A 19,011-nucleotide genomic window follows, 5' to 3' on the forward strand; every position below is an offset into this window, starting at 1 on the left:
AGAGCCGATGCAGCAGGCACACGATGCCGAGGGCGGCAGACCAGCAATCCCCACCTCCCCGTAGGGGTGACCAGGAGAGGACTTACGCGTGACGATTGACGACACGACACCCGCAGGAAATGGAAGAAACTCGAAGGGTTCGCGGCGCATCGGCGTAGACCGGGACGACACTCGGTCGTCGAGCAAGACCACACTCGCCGACCGTCTGGTTGGCGGCGAATCGTATGCCCTCGCCTTCGGTGGCCAGGGTGCGCCCTGGCTGAGCTCCCTCGAGGAGCTGAGCCGCGACAACGGTCTCGAGCCGGCTTTGACCAAGCTCGTGAACGAGGCCGCCGAGTACCTCGCCCCGGTGGCGCAGGAGCTGCTCGTCGTGCGTCCGGTCGGATTCGACCCCATCGCGTGGATCCTCGAGCAGGAACTCGCCGACGAAGAAGACGGTGCCCCGGCGGCCGGACCTTCAGCCGCTGCTCTCACGTCTGCAGCAGTCTCCCTTCCCGGTGTCTTCCTGACACAGATCGCCGCGCTGCGTGCGCTGGCGGCTCAGGGCCTCGATCCCACCGTGACGGCACCCGTGTCGGTGATCGGCCACTCCCAAGGACTTCTCGCTGCGGAGGCCGTTGCGACCTCCGGCAACAAGGACGGCGAACTTCTCGCCCTCGCTCAGCTGATCGGTGCCGCTGCCGGACTGGTGGGTCGTCGTCGCGGAGTGATCTCTGCGGCCGACTCCACCCCGATGCTTGCCGTGTCCAACGTCGACCCGGCGCGCCTGCGTCAGATCGTCGAAGAGCTCGCCGAGGGCCTCGAGCCCGAGCGCGCCGCTGTACTCGGCATCCGTAACGCCCGGCGCCGCGTCGTGCTGTCCGGCCCGCCGGCCCAGCTGGCACGGGTGCAGCAGCGCTGCGAGCAGATCGAGGCGGACGAAGCCCGTGAGCGCGACGCCAAGAAGCGTGGCGGCTCCATCTTCTCGCCCGTGTTCGAGCCGCTCCCCGTCGAGATCGGCTTCCACCACCCGGCTCTCGCGGAGACCGTCGATATCGTCGGCCAGTGGGCCGCCCGTTGCGGTCTCGATGAAGACAAGGCTCGCGCCCTCACGAGTGCCTGCCTCGTCGACCCCGTCGACTGGGTCGAGGCCGTCGACAGCACCATCGACGCCGGCGCCTCCTGGATCCTCGATCTCGGACCCGGTGACCTCCTCACCCGCATGACGTCGGCCAGCGTGCGAGGGCAGGGCGTCGGCATCGTCGCCGCTGCCACCCGCGGCGGCCACCGCAACCTGCTCACTCCGGGTGCGGCACCCGAGGTGCCCGCTGCGTGGACCGAATTCCTTCCGAAGCCGGTCGCGCTGCCCGGCGGACGTATCGGCGTCGAGACCGCATTCACCAAGCTGACCGGTCGTTCGCCGATCCTGCTCGCCGGCATGACCCCCACCACGGTCGACCCGAAGATCGTCGCCGCAGCTGCCAACGCAGGTCACTGGGCCGAGCTCGCCGGTGGTGGCCAGGTGACCGAGCAGATCTTCGCCGACCACGTCGAGGAGCTCACCGGGCTGCTCGAGCCGGGTCGGGCCGTGCAATTCAACTCGATGTTCCTCGACCCCTACCTGTGGAAGCTCCACGTCGGTGGCAAGCGCCTCGTCCCCAAGGCCCGCGCCGCCGGTGCCCCGTTCGACGGCGTCGTCGTCACCGCCGGCATCCCGGAGCTCGAGGATGCCGTCTCGATCATCGAGGACCTCACCGAGGCCGGATTCAGCTACATTGCGTTCAAGCCGGGCACGGTCGCGCAGATCCGTTCGGTGATCCGCATCGCCAACGAGGTTCCCTCGTTCCCCGTCATCGCCCACATCGAGGGCGGCCGCGCCGGTGGTCACCACTCGTGGGAAGACCTCGACGACCTGCTCCTCGACACCTACGCCGAGCTGCGTACCCGACCGAACCTGGTCCTGTGCGTCGGTGGCGGCATCGGCACGCCGGAGCAGGCTGCCGACTACCTGACAGGCCGCTGGTCCGTCGCGCACGGCTTCCCGGCGATGCCGCTGGACGGCATCCTGGTCGGTACCGCCGCCATGGCCACACTCGAGGCGACCACGTCTCCCGAGGTGAAGCAGCTCCTCGTCGACACCCCCGGTACCGCGGACTGGGTCGGTGCCGGCACCGCCGAGGGCGGTATGGCCTCCGGTCGTAGCCAGCTCGGCGCCGACATCCACGAGATCGACAACGCCGCGTCCCGCACTGGCCGCCTGCTAGACGAGGTCGCCGGTGACGCCGACGCCGTTGCCGCGCGTCGCGACGAGATCATCGAGGCACTGAACGTCACGGCGAAGCCGTACTTCGGCGACGTCGAGACGATGACGTACGAGCAGTGGCTGCTCCGCTACCTCGAACTGGCCGTCGGCATCGACGCCGCGAAGGCATTCGACTGCGGTTCCGACCTGCAGGACGCCATCGACGAGGCCACCACCAGCCCCTGGCTCGACATCACCTGGCGCAAGCGTTTCGGTGAGATGCTGCAGCGCACCGAGTCGCGTCTGCACCCGGTCGACCGCGGACCGATCCCCACCCTGTTCGCCGACGACGCGATCCTGGAGCGTCCCGAGGCTGCCATCTGCGCACTGCAGGCTCAGTACCCGGACTACGCGACCACGGTTCTGCACCCCGCCGACGTGTCGTTCTTCGTCTCGCTGTGCAAGACGCCCGGCAAGCCGGTCAACTTCGTTCCCGTGGTGGACGGCGACGTCCGCCGCTGGTGGCGTTCCGATTCGCTGTGGCAGGCACACGACCCCCGCTACACCGCGGACCAGGTCTGCGTCATCCCCGGCACCGTCGCCGTCGCCGGCATCACGCGCGTCGACGAGCCCGTCGGTGAGCTGCTCGACCGCTTCGAGAAGGCCACCTACGACGAGCTGGTCACCGCCGGTGCGTCACCGCTGTCGCTGCTCGCGCGCCGTCACGTCGACATCGCGCGGGGCCTCCTCGACACCGTCCTGTCGGCTCCCGACATCCAGTGGGCCTCGCGTCTGACTCTGAACCCGGTTCGCCGGCTCGGTGACCTCGACAAGTGGTCGGTCGAATCCGACACCCGCGCGGTGCACGAGACCACCGGTGCCGAGCTCTCCGTGATCGGCGACCAGCAGGTGCTCCTCACTGTTCCGCTGGTGGCGGGCAAGTCCGTCCAGATCACCATCACCGTTCCGGCCTCCGTCGCGGACGGTGGCGCACCCCTGGTCACCGAGGCCGATGCCGAGGAGTCGATGACCGCACTCCTCGCGGTCGCGGCCGGTCAGGAACTGCCGGCCGTCAAGAACGGTGTCGCTCGCCTCAACCTGGCCTGGACCCCGGATCTGATCGCCGACCACGCCGGTGTCACCGGTTCGGGTCTGCCCACGACGCTGAGCGTCAGTGGCAAGGCGGTCCCGGACGTGGTCGTCGGCGCCTGCTGGCCGGCCGTGTTCGCCGTGCTCGGTGCCGCGAAGACCGAAGACTCGCTCTCGGTCATCGAAGGCATGCTCGACCTGGTCCACCTCGATCACAGCGTCGACTTCGTGGGTGAATTGCCCTCGGAGACCAGCATTCTCGTCGTCAAGGCCGAGGTCGCCTCGGTGCTCGACACCGACCTGGGCCGCGTCGTCGAGGTCAAGGTGGAGGTCGGCGCCATGCTCGGTGAGGGCCTCGACGCCCCCGCCGTCGTCACCCTCTCGGAGCGCTTCGCCATCCGCGGCCGCACCGGCAAGGGCGAGCTGTCCGATCCGCCCCGCGCCGGTGGTTCGCTCAGTGACGAGGCCGTGGACACCCCGCGTCGTCGTCGCCGCGACACCACCATCGTCGCGCCCCGCAACATGGGCTCCTTCGCTCAGGTGTCGGGTGACCACAACCCGATCCACACCTCCGACAACGCCGCGCTCCTCGCCGGCCTCGGCAGCCCGATCGTGCACGGCATGTGGCTCTCGGCCGCAGCCCAGCAGGTCGTCACCGCCGTGGACCCGGCCGAGACCAAGACGCCGCCGCGCCGTCTCACCGCCTGGACCGCCCGCTTCCTCGGGATGGTCCGCCCCGGCGCCGAGATCGACGTCCGCGTGGACCGCGTCGCCGTGGACCGTGGCGCCGAGATCGTCGAGGTCGGGTGCCGCATCGACGGTGAACTGGTGATGGTCGCAACGGGTCGCACCGCGGCTCCGAAAACCGTCTACGCGTTCCCCGGACAGGGCATCCAGCGTCCCGGCATGGGCCTCGACGCCCGCGCCCGCTCCAAGGCCGCCCGCGAGATCTGGGACCGCGCCGACAAGCACACCCGCAAGGCTCTCGGCTTCTCGATCCTCGCCGTGGTCCGCGACAACCCGACGGTCGTCAAGGCCCGGGGTGTCGAGCACAAGCACCCGGACGGTGTCCTGCACCTGACCCAGTTCACCCAGGTCGCGATGGCGACGCTCGGTGTGGCTCAGGTCGCCGAGCTCCGCGAGTCCGGTGCCTTCGTCGAGGGTGCCCTGCTCGCAGGCCACTCGGTCGGTGAATACAACGCCCTCGCGGCGGTCGCCGGTGTGCTTCCCCTGGAAGCCGTTCTCGAGGTGGTCTTCCAGCGTGGTTCCGCCATGCACGCCCTCGTGCCGCGCGACGAGGCCGGGCGCTCCGACTACCGGATGGCCGCTATCCGGCCGTCGCAGATCGGTCTCGCGGACGAGGACGTCGAGTCGTTCATCGGTGAGATCGCCGCGGCAACAGGCGAATTCCTGCAGGTTGTGAACCTGAACCTGCGTGGCTCGCAGTACGCCATCGCGGGCACGGTGGCCGGACTCAACGCGCTCGAGAAGGAAATCGACGTCCGCCGTGAGGCTTTCGGCGGCAAGCGCGCCTACATCATGGTCCCGGGCATCGACGTCCCCTTCCACTCGACGGTTCTGCGCGGCGGTGTCGACGACTTCCGTGGTCGCCTCGAAGAACTGCTTCCGCAGGACATCGACCCGGCCATCCTGATCGGGCGTTACATTCCGAACCTCGTGCCGAAGCCGTTCTCGCTGAAGCGTGAGTTCGTGCAGGAGATCGCGGACCTCGTGCCGTCGAAGCCGCTGCAGAAGGTCCTGAAGGACTTCGACTCGTGGGCGGCACAGCCGTCGCAGCTCACGCGCATCGTGCTCACCGAGCTTCTGGCCTGGCAGTTCGCGAGCCCGGTCCGGTGGATCGAGACGCAGGACCTGCTGTTCGCCGACGAGTCCGAAGGTGGACTGGGTGTCGAGCGCTTCGTCGAGATCGGTCTGGGCTCCGTCCCGACCGTCGCGAACCTCGCCTCGCAGACCCTCAAGTTGCCGGGACGCTTCGGCTACCCGGTCGAGGTCCTCAACATCGAGCGTGAAGCCGCCATCGTGTACTCCACCGACGTGGATCCGGCGCCGGTCGAAGACGACGAGCCGGCAGCACCGGCAGCCGAGGCGCCCGCCGCGTCGGCAGCCCCCGCTGCCGCTCCGGCCCCCGCGGCAGCCCCCTCGGGTGGTCCGCGTCCCGACGACATCGCCTTCAAGGCAGCCGACGCCACCAAGGTTCTGATCAGCCTGTGGACCAAGTTGCGTCCCGATCAGGTCGGCCCCGTCGACACGATCGAGGCTCTGTGCGACGGCGTGTCCTCGCGGCGTAACCAGCTGCTCGTCGACCTCGGTTCCGAGCTCTCGCTCGGCGCGATCGACGGTGCCGCCGACGCCGACATGGGCTCGCTGGCTGCCACGGTCGACTCGCTGGCCCGTACGTACAAGCCCTTCGGCCCGGTGCTGTCCGACTCGATCAACGATCACCTCCGCAAGGTCTTCGGCCCCTCGGGTCGACGTCCCGCGGCCATCGCGGACCGAGTCAAGAAGGTCTGGGAGCTGGGTGACGGCTGGGCGCACCACGTCACCGCGGAGGTGGCGCTAGGAACCCGCGACGGTTCCAGCATCCGCGGCGGTGACCTCGGTGGCCTCGCAGGCGGCGGTCTCGCCGACGGCGCCGCAGTGGACGCTGTCATCGACAGCGCAGTCGCCGCAGTGGCCTCGCGCCGCGGGATCAGCGTTTCGCTCCCGGCAACGGGTGGCGGAGCCGGTGGCACCGTCGACGCTGCGGCACTGGGTGAGTTCACCGAGCACATCACGGGCCGCGACGGCGTGCTGGCCTCGGCCGCCCGCCTCGTGCTCGAGCAGCTCGGCTTCGCCGGTGACACGGCGACGGCAGCGGCGCCGACCGACACCGAACTCGTCGACCTCGTGTCCGCGGAACTCGGTTCGGACTGGCCGCGACTGGTGGCTCCCGCATTCGACGGAAAGCGGGCGGTCCTGCTCGACGACCGCTGGGCATCCGCGCGGGAGGATCTGGCCCGTCTGTGGATCGACGCGGCCGGCTCGGGATCGCTCGAGATCGAAAGTTTCGCCGGTGCAGGTAAGTCAGTTGCGGCGCAGGCCGCATGGTGGCAGGCCCGCGCTACCGACGAGGGTCGCGCGGCTCTGGCCGAGAAGTACGGGCGTATCGCCGCGGCGGCAGCCGCAATCGGTTCGGAGGCGGCAGCTGTCGTCACCGAAGAGACCCCGGAATGGGCAGACCAGGTCGCCGTCGTCACCGGTGCCAGCAAGGGGTCCATCGCGGCCGCGGTCGCAGGCAAGCTCCTCGCGGGCGGCGCGACGGTCTTCGTGACCACCTCGCGTCTCGACGACAAGCGTCTCGGCTTCTACCGCGACCTCTACCGCCGCAATGCTCGCGCCGGTGCCGCCCTGTGGGTGGTTCCCGCGAACATGGCGTCGTACACGGACATCGACGCGCTCATCGAATGGATCGGTGAGGCCCAGTACGAAACGGCCGGTGGATCGAAGAAGCTCATCAAGGAAGCGGTCACCCCGACCTTGCTGTTCCCGTTCGCCGCGCCCCGCGTGGCCGGTGACCTGGCCGACGCCGGCGCCCGCGCCGAAATGGAGATGCGAGTTCTCCTGTGGTCGGTGGAACGCCTGATCGGTGGACTGTCGAAGATCGGCTACGACCGTGACGTCGACACTCACCTGCACGTGGTTCTGCCCGGCTCCCCGAACCGCGGTCTGTTCGGTGGCGACGGCGCGTACGGCGAGGCCAAGGCCGCGCTCGACGCAGTGGTCGGCCGCTGGAAGGCCGAGCGCAACTGGGCCGAACGCGTCACCCTGGTGCACGCTCTCATCGGCTGGGTCCGCGGAACCGGACTGATGGGCGGCAACGACCCGCTCGTCGAGGCCGTCGAAGGTGCCGGAGTCCGTACCTGGTCCACCCAGGAAATGGCCACCGAGCTGCTGCAGTTGTGCGAGCCCGAGGCACGTCGCCTCGCGTCCGCCGAGCCGCTCGCCGCCGATCTGACCGGTGGACTCGCCCAGGCGAACCTGGACCTGCCCGCGCTGGCAAAGCAGGCTCAGGAAGCTGCTGCTGTCGAGGCCGACGAGGACACGGCCGAGCTCGACACCATCGCGGCTCTGCCCGCCCCGCCGCGGGTCTCGGAGTCGGCGGCACCGGCCTGGTCGGGAGTCACTGCGGCCCCGGAGGACCTCGTGGTCATCGTCGGTGCCGGTGAGCTCGGACCGTTCGGCTCCTCACGTACCCGCTTCGAGATGGAGGTCGACGAAGAGCTTTCGGCGGCAGGCGTTCTCGAACTCGCGTGGAACACCGGACTGATCGTGTGGGAGACCACACCGTCGCCCGGGTGGTACGACGCCGAGACCGGGGAACTGGTTCCGGAAGCCGAGATCGCGGACCGGTACCACGACACCGTCGTCGAACGGTGCGGCATCCGCCGCTACGTGGACGAAGGCGCGATGGTCGATAACACCGCACCGCTGCTCACGTCGGTCTTCCTCGACAAGGACCTGAGCTTCGTCGTCAGCACCGAGGCGGAGGCGCTGGCCTTCGTCGAGGCCGATCCGGACAACACGGTCGCGACTCCGGTCCCGGACAGTGGAGACTGGCAGGTCACCCGCCGAGCCGGTACCGAAATCCGCGTGCCGCGCAAGATGAAGCTCACGCGCAGCGTGGGTGGTCAGATCCCGACCGGATTCGACGTCACGAAGTGGGGTATCCCCGCCGACATGGCCGACTCCGTCGACCGCGTGGGCCTGTGGAACATCGTCGCCACGGTGGACGCGTTCCTCACCGGTGGGTTCACGCCCAGCGAACTGCTGCGGTGGGTGCACCCCTCGCTGGTCGCCAACACCCAGGGCACCGGCATGGGCGGCATGAGCTCGATGAGGTCGTTGTACATCGACACGCTGCTCGGTGAGAACCGGCCGAACGACATCCTGCAGGAAGCTCTGCCGAATGTTATTGCGGCGCACGTCGTCCAGTCCTACGTCGGCGGTTACGGCGCCATGGTCCACCCGGTTGCGGCGTGCGCCACGGCTGCGGTGTCCGTCGAAGAGGGCGTCGACAAGATCAAGCTCGGCAAGGCGCAGTTGGTCGTTGCCGGTGGCTTCGACGACCTGAGCACGGAAGGCATCATCGGATTCGGTGACATGTCCGCCACCGCGAAGACCGACGACATGCACGCCAAGGGAATCGAGGATCGCCGCTTCTCGCGGGCCAACGATCGTCGACGCGGCGGATTCGTGGAGTCGGCCGGCGGCGGCACGATCCTCCTCGCTCGCGGTGACGTGGCACTCGAGATGGGCCTGCCCGTCCTCGGTGTGGTTGCCTACGCCAGCTCGTTCGCGGATGGTGTCCACACATCGATCCCGGCTCCCGGAATCGGTGCGCTCGGTGCGGGTCGTGGGGGAGCGAATTCGCAGCTCGCTCAGTCCCTCGGCAAGCTCGGTCTCGGTGCCGACGACATCTCGGTGATTTCCAAGCACGACACGTCCACCGCGGCCAACGATCCCAACGAGGCGGAGCTGCACGAGCGCCTCGCCGGGGCCCTCGGCCGCAGCGAAGGTGCGCCACTGTTCGTCGTCTCGCAGAAGAGCCTCACCGGACACGCCAAGGGTGGTGCCGCAGCATTCCAGCTGATCGGTCTCTGCCAGGTGCTGGACAACGGTGTCGTCCCGCCGAACCGCAGCCTCGACTGCGTCGACGAGAAGATGGCCGAGTTCGAACACCTCGTGTGGGCTCGGGAGCCGCTCCGATTCGGTGAGCAGTTCCCCCTGAAGGCCGGTCTGCTCACGAGCCTGGGCTTCGGTCACGTCTCCGGACTGATCGCCGTCGTGCACCCGCAGGCGTTCGTCGAGGCAATCCCGGCAGACAGGCGGGAGGCGTACCTCGCACAGGCACGCAAGCGCTCCGTCGAGGGTCAGCGTCGTCTGGTGAAGGCCATGGTCGGTGGCGGCAGCCTGTACGAGCGTCCTGCCGATCGTCGCTTCGGCGGCGACAGTGTGCCGGCCGCAGCGTCCCGTCAGCTGGAAGCGGACGTCCTGCTCACCGAGGCAGCACGCCTGGGAGCGGACGACGTGTACAGCTCGGGTCTGCCCGGCTGCAAGTAGGAACAGGATCGATGGGAGTTCTGGGAATCGGCTTCGACCTCGTCACGGTGTCGGAGTTCGCCGAGCAGCTGGACCGGCCAGGTACGGCAATGCTCGACAACTTCACACCGGGCGAACGTCGAGACGCCGTGACCCGGAGCTCCGATCCGGCTCGGCATTTCGCGGCCCGATGGGCGGCGAAGGAGGCAGTGATCAAAGCATGGTCCACCGCCAACTTCGCCAGCCCGCCGGTGCTGCCCGAAATGATCCACCACCTGATCGAGGTGGTGACGGATGCGTGGGGACGACCGAGCATTCGCTTACGCGGAGACGTCGCCGAGCATCTGACGGACGTGAAAATTCATATCTCGCTCACGCACGACGGCGACACCGCCGGTGCATTCGCGGTGATCGAAGCGGCGTAGGCGCTCCGCGCCCGTGCGCCTTTCTGGTAGCAGGAGCAACCAGAAAGGCGCACGGGACCGGAGGTCCTAGCCGGTGGTCGTAGTGGTGCGAGATTCCTTTTCGGCGACGAGCAGGTACGCCACCATCAGCCGTTTCAGCTCGGCGACGGCATCGGCGTGGCTCTGGTCGTCCTGCACCGAGAAGTTCAGCATCGAGTAGACGACGTGAACGAGAACCTCGGCCATCATCGTGCGCCGCTCCCGCGTGGTTTGCGGGGTGAGCGGTGCGAGCATCCGCGAGACCTGCTCCGCGAACGCCTTCTCATGGATGGCCCCCGTGGCGCGGGTCGACGGGGTCGACTGCATCGCCAGCCACACCTCGCGTCGTGACGGATCCGACATCCACAAACCGGCCATGTGGTCGACGAAGGCGTTGAGGAAGCGTAGCCAGTCGAGAGACGGAACCTCACCGTTGAACTGCGCGAGTTCGTGTTGAACGCCGACGAGGTCCTGCCTGTTGAGCTCGCACACGATCACATACTTGTTCGCGAAGAACTGGTAGAGCGTGCCGATCGGCACATCGGCACGAGCGGCTACCTCCTCGCAGGTGAACGACTCGAATCCCACATCCACCAGCAATTCCCGCGACGCTGCGAGTAGCGCATCGAACTTGCGGCGACTACGTTCCTGGGTCGGACGTCGGCGGGGCAGGAGCTCCTGCGGGTCCGACTGCAGCTCCAGCGCCGGGTCCACACGGCGCGGTGCTTGCTTGCTGGCTGAAGACTCCACCGCCCCAGGCTATCGGTCTTTGCTCCGGATTCCGAAGACCCGTCCCGGTGGCTCGTCGGGTTTTGCCAGGACGTGGCCACCGATCGGGTGGTTTCCCGGGCGAACAATGTGATGGCCCACAAATAGCCGACGGCAGGAATTCCGCCACATCACCACCCGGCGACGAGAGCGACTGAGACCGGTTGGTTGGCGGCGTTCAACGTCCCCTGAAAGTCGCACCCGGCCCGCGGAGGAGTTCGGGCGTACTGCGCCGAAGGCCGGGTGGGACGGAATGCGCTCAGACGGAAAGGTCCCGTCGCAGCTTGGCCACATGGCCGGTGGCGCGAACGTTGTACTGCGCGACCTCGATCTTGCCCTCCTCGTCGACGAGGAAGGTGGAACGGATGACGCCCTGAACGGTCTTGCCGTACATCTTCTTCTCCCCGAATGCGCCCCACGCCTCGAGTGTGGACTTGTCCGGGTCGGACAGGAGCGGGAACGTCAGTTCCTCGGTGTCGCGGAACTTGGCCAGCTTGGCCGGCTTGTCGGGGGAGATGCCGATCACGTCGATGCCGGCTCCGTTGAGTTCCACCAGATTGTCGCGGAAGTCGCACGCCTGCTTGGTGCAACCGGGGGTGCTGGCGGCCGGGTAGAAGTACACGACGACCTTGCGTCCGCGGTAGTCGGCGAGGGACACCTCGTTGCCGTCGGCATCGGGGAGGGTGAAGGCGGGTGGAGTGTCTCCGGGAGAGAGTCTGCTGTTGTCGGTCACGACACGTCACGCTACCGGGACGGCCCGACACCGGCGGTACATCCAATGGGGGAGACGGAGTCGCGGGTGGCGTGTTCTCGTCTACGGTTGACGCAAGTGTGGGATCTTCGCGATAGCGTCGCTCTCGCTGATCGAACCATTCGAACAAGTTGGAGGATACGTTGCCCAGGGACACCGACAGCATCGAGCGTGAAATCGAGAACGCGCGCAATCAGCTCGCAAGCACACTCGACGAATTGACGGTCCGCACCAACCCGAAGCGTCTCGTGGAGAACACGAAGCAGACGCTGATCGCGAAGTTCAACGAGCCGGCGGTCAAGTACGGACTGATCGCCGTAGGTGCGGTGGTGGGGCTCCTGGTGCTCCGCAAGGCGCTGCGCTGACCGATTCGTGGTGACGCCGCCGGGACTGTGACCGCACATCCCGGCGGCTGTTCGCTTTTCGGGCGGAACAACAAGCGCAAGAAGAAAGGCCCTCACCTTCCGAAGAAGGTGAGGGCCTTTCCTGCAAGTGCGCCCACAGGGACTCGAACCCCGGACCCAGTGATTAAGAGTCACTTGCTCTACCAACTGAGCTATAGGCGCTCGCTCTTGCGAGACAGAACAGTAGCGGACCGCTTCTCGGGAATGCAAATCGCCTGGTCGACGCCTCGCTTACCTCCCCGGCACGAGATACAACCCGTAACAACAGCACCGCTGGTCACGATTGATATTCGAACGTTACTGGCACGCCCGGCGCTTGGTTGGAACCGGTCTCCGGCGGCTGGCATCATTGGAGACCACACGGTCTCGACGTGCTGATTCGTCTCGCGATGGCGAGGGGCGTGCCGGCTTGAACGTGACATCGGAGCGAGGACGTGAAGTGGGGTTAACCATGGGTGTGGGGCGCGGTAGGCGCATGCGTGCGCGATCGGTCTCGAAGACCGCGACGATTGTGGCGGCATCACTCGTATTCGCATTGTCGATCGCGGGATGCACGGTGTCCGACGCCGGCACCGTCACCTCGGAAGGGGAGGCGCCGATCGACTCCAATCCGGTCACCGAGTTGATCAAACCGAAGGTGACCGCATCGGCCACCGACGGAGCTGTCGGCTTCTCGCCGGGTCAGCCGGTCACCGTGTCAGTCGCAGACGGGACGCTGGCCGAGGTCACGATGTACAACCCCGAGGGTGTGCCGGTCGACGGCGCGATCGCACCCGACGGTCTGTCGTGGGTCAATACGGAACCGCTGGGCTACGACAAGGAATACCGGCTCGAAGCCAAGGCGAACGGACTCGGCGGCGCGACCACGTCGACGTCGGTGTTCACCACCAGCGCGCCCGGTAACGTCACCAAGCCTTACGTGATGCCGGGCGATGGTGACGTGGTGGGCGTCGGCCAGCCGCTCGCCGTGCAGTTCGACGAAAACATCCCCGACCGACGGGCTGCCGAGGCTGCCATCACCGTCACGACGAATCCGCCCGTGGAGGGCGCGTTCTTCTGGGTCAACAACCGTGAGGTGCGGTGGCGTCCGCAGAACTTCTGGGCGCCCGGCACGACCGTCGATGTCAAGGTCGCCGTGTACGGCCGAGATCTCGGAGACGGACTGTTCGGACAGGAAGACGTCCACACCACGTTCACGATCGGTGACGCTCTCATCGCGACGGCCGACGACAACACCAAGCAGGTCACGTTCGAACGCAACGGTGAAGTGATCATGACGATGCCCACATCGATGGGTAAGGACGACACACCCACCGACAACGGCGTCTACATCATCGGCGACCGGTTCGCGAATCTCGTGATGGACTCGTCCACCTACGGAGTGCCCGTCAACTCTCCGCAGGGGTACAAGACGCCCGTCGACTGGGCCACGCGAATGTCCTACAGCGGCATCTTCTTCCACTCGGCGCCGTGGTCGGTGGGACAGCAGGGCTATTCCAACGTCAGTCACGGTTGCCTCAACCTCAGTCCCGCCAACGCGAAGTGGGTGTACGACAACACCAAGCGGGGAGACATCGTCGTCGTGAAGAACACGGTCGGCGGCACACTGTCGGGCACCGACGGCCTCGGCGACTGGAACATTCCCTGGAACGTGTGGAAGGCGGGCAACGCCAGCGACTGAGTCCCTGGGACTGAACGCAGACAAGAAAGCCCCCGGCCGAGGCCGGGGGCTTTCTGTTGGGGTGAGTGACGGGACTCGAACCCGCGACAGCCAGGATCACAACCTGGTGCTCTACCAACTGAACTACACTCACCATGCGCTTTCGGCAGCCACCCGGAGGCGGTTACTTCGGCGAGGAAGATACTAGCGCGTCCGATGCCCGAGAAGCCAATCGGTATGTCAGGCGGGCCCGAGTTCTTCGACGATGGCGGCGATGTCGCTGGTAGACGGGCCGGGGTCGGGCACGAAGGCCGTTTTTCGGTAGTACCGCAGTTCGCGGATCGACTCCTTGATGTCGGCGAGGGCCCGGTGGGCGAGGCCCTTTTCGGGCTGCCCGAAGTAGATCCGGGGATACCAACGACGGCACAGCTCCTTGATGGAGCTCACATCTATCATCCGGTAGTGCAGGTAGGTGTCGAGGTCGGGCATGTCGCGCGCGATGAATCCGCGATCCGTTGCAATGGAGTTACCGGCGAGCGGTGCGGTGCCCGCCACGGGAACATGCTCGCGGATGTAGGCGAGCACCTGCTGCTCGGCGTCGGCGAGCGTGACCGTCGACTTGCGGACTTCCTCGGTCAGTCCCGAAGTCTGATGCATCTTGGTCACGACATCCGGCATGGCGGCGAGCGCTTCGTCGTCGGCGTGGATGACGATGTCGACACCCTCACCGAGAACGTTCAGCTCGCTGTCCGTGACCAGAGCGGCGATCTCGATCAGCTTGTCGGTACCGAGCCGGAGGCCCGTCATTTCACAGTCGATCCACACAAGTTTGTCCTGCACCAGGAACACAGTAGTCACGTGGGTCACGGGCTAAGGTCTGCGGTGGACACTTTCTCCCGACGTTCGTGATCCGAGGAGGGCTTCGATGACCCAGCAATCGCAGAACGGCGGGGCCGCCCCGACTCCCGCGCAGAAGGCGGAGGCGGCCAGAGCTGCCGCGGTCGAAGCGGCGAGGATTGCCGCCGAGGCCGCGGCCGCCGCGGAGGTGGCGGAGAAGGAAGCGCGGGAGGCGGAGGCGCAGGGCGCGACTGCCGCACCGCCTCTGTCGGGGCCTGCCGCAGAAATCGCGACGGGGTACTCGTCGGCTGGTGTAGCGCTCGAGCTCGGTACCGTCCTCATCGACGGAGTTGTCGATCCCGCGGCCAGGGTCCGGATACCGCTCGCGACGATCAACCGGCACGGCTTGGTGGCCGGTGCAACCGGGACCGGTAAGACCAAGACCCTGCAAGGAATAGCCGAGCAGCTGTCGGCGGCAGGGGTTCCCGTGGTGATGGCCGATGTGAAGGGCGACCTCTCCGGCTTGTCGAGGCCGGGAGAGACGAACGAGAAGATCACCGCTCGCGCCGCCGAAACCGGCGACGGTGACTGGGCGCCGGCGGGTTCGCCAGTGGAGTTCCTCTCCTTGGGTACGGAGGGTGTCGGCATCCCCGTGCGGGCCACCATCACTGCGTTCGGCCCGATCCTGCTCAGTAAGGTGCTGGGCCTCAACGCCAACTCAGGAGTCGACTCTCGGGCTCATCTTTCACTGGGCCGACACTCGGGGTCTGGCGCTGCTCGATCTGAAGGATCTGAGGTCGGTCATCGCTCACCTCACAAGCGACGACGGCAAGGCCGACCTGGCGGTCATCGGCGGAGTGTCGCCGGCCACGGCGGGTGTGATCCTCAGGGCACTGGTCAATCTCGAGGCGGAGGGCGGTGACACCTTCTTCGGTGAACCCGAGTTCGCCACCGAAGATCTGCTCCGATTCGACAGTGACGGGCGAGGCGTCATCACGCTGTTCGAACTGGGCGCGCAGGCCGCCCGTCCCGCCCTCTTCTCCACCTTCCTGATGTGGGTACTGGCCGATCTGTTTCAAACGTTGCCCGAGGAAGGAGATCTGGACAAGCCGAAGCTCGTCTTCATCTTCGACGAGGCGCATCTCCTGTTCACCGACGCGTCGAAGGCGTTCCTGCAGCAGGTGGAGCAGACGGTCAAGCTGATCCGCTCCAAAGGTGTCGGCGTCTTCTTCTGCACTCAATTACCGACGGACGTCCCCAATGCGGTGCTGTCACAACTGGGTGCACGCATCCAACATGCGTTGCGCGCGTTCACGCCGGACGATCAGAAGGCGCTGAACAAAACGGTACGCACGTACCCGAAGACGCAATTCTATGATCTGGAGAAGGCGCTCACATCCCTCGGTATCGGCGAGGCGATCGTGACGGTGCTCTCCGAGAAGGGTGCGCCGACGCCGGTGGCGTGGACCAGGATGCGGCCACCACGTTCACTCATGGACACCATTGGCAACGACGCCATTCGGGCCGCGGCGGCGTCGAGCCCGCTGGCGCAGAGATACGGTCGGACCGTCGACCGCGAATCGGCGTACGAGAAGCTGACCGCGAAGGTCGCGGGAGCGCCTGCGACCGATGACGACATCGATCTGCCATCGCTGCCGGGCCTGCCCGCGCCTGCGGAGCCCGACGGGCCGAACATGGCCGAGCAGATTCTGGGAAATCCGGCGGTCAAGAGTTTCCTGAGGTCGGCGGCCTCGGCCGCAGGACGAGAGATCTCGCGCAGTATCTTCGGCACCGGGCGCCGCCGACGGCGCTGACATCGGCTGCGCTCGGGGCGAACGTACCGTTCAGCGCGGTGGAAGCGTCGAACGGTACATTCGCCGCCGTCTAGTTGCCCAACTTCTTGTAGAAACTTCCCACGATCGGCGCCACGACGGCGCGCGGACTGTACTGTCCCGCAACGGACATCGCCTTACTGATGATGCCCGGCACCACACGCATCTTGTTGTCGGCCAAGCCGTCGAGCGACACCTTGGCGGTGTATTCGCTGGAGATCCACAGGAAGTCGGGGACCAGCTTGTCGACGATGGACGCGTCCGCGGGGTCGGGTTCCTCGGTGCGGACCGGTCCCGGGGCGAGCAGAGTCACGCCGACCCCCGAGCCCTTGAGTTCGCCGCGCAGCGACTCGGAGAAGGTGTTGACGAAGGCCTTCGTAGCCGCGTAGGTGGCGTTGTGGGGGATGGGCATGTTGCCTGCCGCCGATCCGACCATCAGGATCGCGCCGGACTTGCGTTCCAGCATGCCCGGAAGCACGGCGAGGGTGAGATCATGAACGGCAACGGCATTCAGTTCGACCTGCGCCCGTTCGTAGGCGGGATCGAGGTCGGCGACCGCGCCGAACGTTGCGATGCCGGCGTTGTTGCACAGCACGCTGATCTCCCGGCCGGCGATCTCGTCGACCAGGGCGGAACGTGCGTCACGATCGGACAGGTCGCACGCCCGCACGTCCACCTCGACACCGTGTTCGGCGCGGAGCGTCGCCGCCAACGACTCCATGACCTCGCCGCGCCGGGCGACGAGGATGAGGGAATGACCACGGGAGGCGAGATCCCTGGCCAGCGCCTCGCCGATACCGGACGAGGCGCCGGTGACGACGGCGCGGGCACTGGGGGTGGGGTTCGGCAAACTCACGGTCAGTCAGCGTAGTGCGTCAGATGCGCGCCGCGAGCCGGGTGCCCTGTTCGATGGCGCGTTTGGCATCGAGTTCGGCTGCGACGTCGGCGCCGCCGATGACATGGGTGCTGACCCCGGCGACGGTCAGCTCGTCGACCAGGTCGCGCACGGACTCCTGACCTGCGCAGATCACCACGTTGTCGACGGCGAGGGTGCGGGGCTTCTCGCGTTTGTCGCCGAAGGTGATGTGGAGTCCCTCGTCGTCGATGCGCTCGTAGTTGACGCCGGACAACTCGTGCACGCCCTTGTTCTTGAGGGCGGCGCGGTGCACCCAACCCGTCGTTTTCGCGAGCCCCGCCCCGATACGCCCGCTCTTACGCTGGAGGAGGTACACCTCACGAGGCGACGGCTCGGGTATGGGTGTGGTGAGGGCGCCGGCCGCGGCCTCGGGTTCGGTGACCCCCCACTCCTGCTTCCATTCCTTCAGGTCGAGAGTCGGTGAGTGCTCGTGGGTGAGAAACTCGCTGACGTCCACGCCGATGCCGCCGGCACCGATCACGGCAACCGACTTCCCGACCGACTTCCCACCCCGCACCACCTCGGGGTACGTGAGCACTGTGGGATGGTCGATGCCGGGAATCGACGGGAGGCGCGGGGTGACGCCGGTGGCGATCACCACCTCGTCGTAGTGGCCGACGAGATCGACCGCTGCGACGCGGGTGTCGAGCCGGACATCCACACCGGCGAGTGCGAGTTGCCGGTTGTAGTAGCGAATGGTCTCCGCGAACTCCTCCTTGCCGGGGATCTTGCGGGCGATGCCGAACTGGCCCCCGATTTCGGAGTCCGCCTCGAACAGCGTCACCGTGTGGCCCCGCTGCGCCAGGCCGAGCGCCGCGGACAATCCCGCGGGGCCGGCGCCCACAACTGCGACGCGCTTCGCGGTCCGGGTGGGGGAGAGCGTCAGTTCCGTCTCCCGGCCCGCACGCGGATTCAGCAGGCAGGACACGTGCTTGCGGACGAAGGCGTGGTCGAGGCACGCCTGGTTGCATGCGATGCAGGTGTTGATTTCGTCCGAGTTTCCGGCTTCGGCTTTGCGGACCCAGTCGGGGTCGGCGAGCATCGGGCGGGCCATCGAGATCAGCTGAGCATCACCGCGGGTGAGTATTTCCTCCGCGACCTCGGGCATGTTGATCCGATTGGACGCGGCCACCGGAATGTTCACGTGCTTCTCGAGCTTGCCGGTGATGTCGGCGAACGCCGCGCGCGGCACCGACGTGACGATGGTGGGGACGCGGGATTCGTGCCAGCCGATGTCGGTGTTGATGATCGTGGCACCGGCAGCTTCCACGTCCTTGGCCAGAGCGACGATGTCGTCCCACGTCTGACCGCCTTCCACGAGATCGGCCATCGACAAGCGGAAGATGATGATGAAGTCGCGGCCCACGGCGGCCCGGGTGCGGCGAACTATCTCGACGGCGATTCGGCGGCGGTTCTCGGGCGTGCCACCCCACTCGTCAGTCCGCTTGTTGGTGCGTTCGCACAGGAACTGATTGATGAAGTAGCCCTCACCCGCCATGATTTCGACGCCGTCGTAGTTCGCCCGCTGTGCCAGCCGCGCGCACCGCACGAAGTTGCGGATCTGCCAGCGGACGCCGCGGCCGGTGAGTCTCCGGGGGCGGAACGGGTTGATCGGGGCCTTGATGGAGGAGGCGGAGACGCTGAACGGCTGATAGCTGTAACGGCCTGCGTGCAGGATCTGCAGGGCGATCATGCCGCCCTCGTCGTGCACGGCCTGGGTAATCGCACGGTGCCGCCGGGCCTCCACGCGGTTGGTGAGCTTGGCCCCGAAAGGCAGCAGCCAGCCGGTGCGGTTGGGGGCGTACCCACCGGTGACGATCAGGGCGACACCACCGCGGGCGCGCTCGGCGAAGTACGCCGCCAGTCGAGGTACGTCCTTGGCGCGGTCTTCGAGGCCGGTGTGGATCGAACCCATGATCACCCGGTTCTTCAGAGTCGTGAAACCGAGGTCCAGCGGGGCGAGGAGCTGGGGAAACTGTGTCATGCGGCGT

The 19,011-nt window shown here is 67.0% G+C and carries 9 protein-coding genes, 2 tRNA genes and 1 pseudogene; 5 read left to right on the plus strand and 7 right to left on the minus strand.

Annotated elements, in window-relative coordinates:
• The first annotated feature begins 88 nt into the window (after positions 1 to 88).
• Positions 89 to 9,430 (plus strand): type I polyketide synthase, encoded by a 9,342-nt coding sequence (locus tag GFS60_RS11290; RefSeq protein WP_159921270.1) that lies wholly within the window; start codon positions 89 to 91, stop codon positions 9,428 to 9,430.
• A gap of 11 nt (positions 9,431 to 9,441) precedes the next feature.
• Positions 9,442 to 9,834 (plus strand): holo-ACP synthase AcpS, encoded by a 393-nt coding sequence (gene acpS, locus GFS60_RS11295; RefSeq protein ID WP_109328781.1) that lies wholly within the window; start codon positions 9,442 to 9,444, stop codon positions 9,832 to 9,834.
• Between the two features lie 66 nt (positions 9,835 to 9,900).
• Here acpS and GFS60_RS11300 read toward each other — a convergent pair whose 3' ends face one another.
• Positions 9,901 to 10,602, minus strand: coding sequence for a TetR family transcriptional regulator (locus GFS60_RS11300; protein WP_109328783.1), 702 nt, complete (start codon positions 10,600 to 10,602; stop codon positions 9,901 to 9,903).
• A 277-nt stretch (positions 10,603 to 10,879) separates the two neighbouring features.
• A complete protein-coding gene (gene bcp, locus GFS60_RS11305) occupies positions 10,880 to 11,353 on the minus strand; it encodes a thioredoxin-dependent thiol peroxidase (RefSeq protein WP_159921272.1) in 474 nt (157 codons plus the stop codon).
• 161 nt (positions 11,354 to 11,514) lie between these two features.
• On the opposite strand from bcp, the gene GFS60_RS11310 reads away from it, so the two are divergent.
• Positions 11,515 to 11,736 (plus strand): DUF3618 domain-containing protein, encoded by a 222-nt coding sequence (locus tag GFS60_RS11310; protein WP_109334997.1) that lies wholly within the window; start codon positions 11,515 to 11,517, stop codon positions 11,734 to 11,736.
• A gap of 128 nt (positions 11,737 to 11,864) precedes the next feature.
• Here GFS60_RS11310 and GFS60_RS11315 read toward each other — a convergent pair.
• Positions 11,865 to 11,937: transfer RNA gene (locus GFS60_RS11315), tRNA-Lys, on the minus strand.
• Positions 11,938 to 12,226: 289 nt separating this feature from the next.
• Between GFS60_RS11315 and GFS60_RS11320 the strand changes: the two genes are divergently transcribed.
• Positions 12,227 to 13,456 (plus strand): L,D-transpeptidase, encoded by a 1,230-nt coding sequence (locus GFS60_RS11320; RefSeq protein WP_159927078.1) that lies wholly within the window; start codon positions 12,227 to 12,229, stop codon positions 13,454 to 13,456.
• Between the two features lie 57 nt (positions 13,457 to 13,513).
• Here GFS60_RS11320 and GFS60_RS11325 read toward each other — a convergent pair.
• Both GFS60_RS11325 and orn read right to left on the minus strand, forming a co-directional pair.
• Positions 13,514 to 13,589: transfer RNA gene (locus GFS60_RS11325), tRNA-His, on the minus strand.
• 86 nt (positions 13,590 to 13,675) lie between these two features.
• Complete coding sequence (orn, locus tag GFS60_RS11330; protein WP_109334998.1) at positions 13,676 to 14,275, minus strand: oligoribonuclease; 600 nt, start codon at positions 14,273 to 14,275, stop codon at positions 13,676 to 13,678.
• Positions 14,276 to 14,360: 85 nt separating this feature from the next.
• Between orn and GFS60_RS11335 the strand changes: the two are divergent.
• A pseudogene (locus GFS60_RS11335) lies at positions 14,361 to 16,086 on the plus strand (helicase HerA-like domain-containing protein).
• A gap of 70 nt (positions 16,087 to 16,156) precedes the next feature.
• Here GFS60_RS11335 and cmrA read toward each other — a convergent pair.
• Both cmrA and GFS60_RS11345 read right to left on the minus strand, forming a co-directional pair.
• On the minus strand, positions 16,157 to 16,960 hold the full coding sequence (gene cmrA, locus GFS60_RS11340) for a mycolate reductase (RefSeq protein ID WP_159921274.1): 804 nt from the start codon (positions 16,958 to 16,960) through the stop codon (positions 16,157 to 16,159).
• 19 nt (positions 16,961 to 16,979) lie between these two features.
• On the minus strand, positions 16,980 to 19,004 hold the full coding sequence (locus GFS60_RS11345) for an NADPH-dependent 2,4-dienoyl-CoA reductase (RefSeq protein ID WP_159921276.1): 2,025 nt from the start codon (positions 19,002 to 19,004) through the stop codon (positions 16,980 to 16,982).
• Positions 19,005 to 19,011 lie beyond the last annotated feature (7 nt).

It is taken from the genome of Rhodococcus sp. WAY2 (assembly GCF_009859915.1).
Lineage (GTDB): Bacteria > Actinomycetota > Actinomycetes > Mycobacteriales > Mycobacteriaceae > Rhodococcus_F > Rhodococcus_F oxybenzonivorans.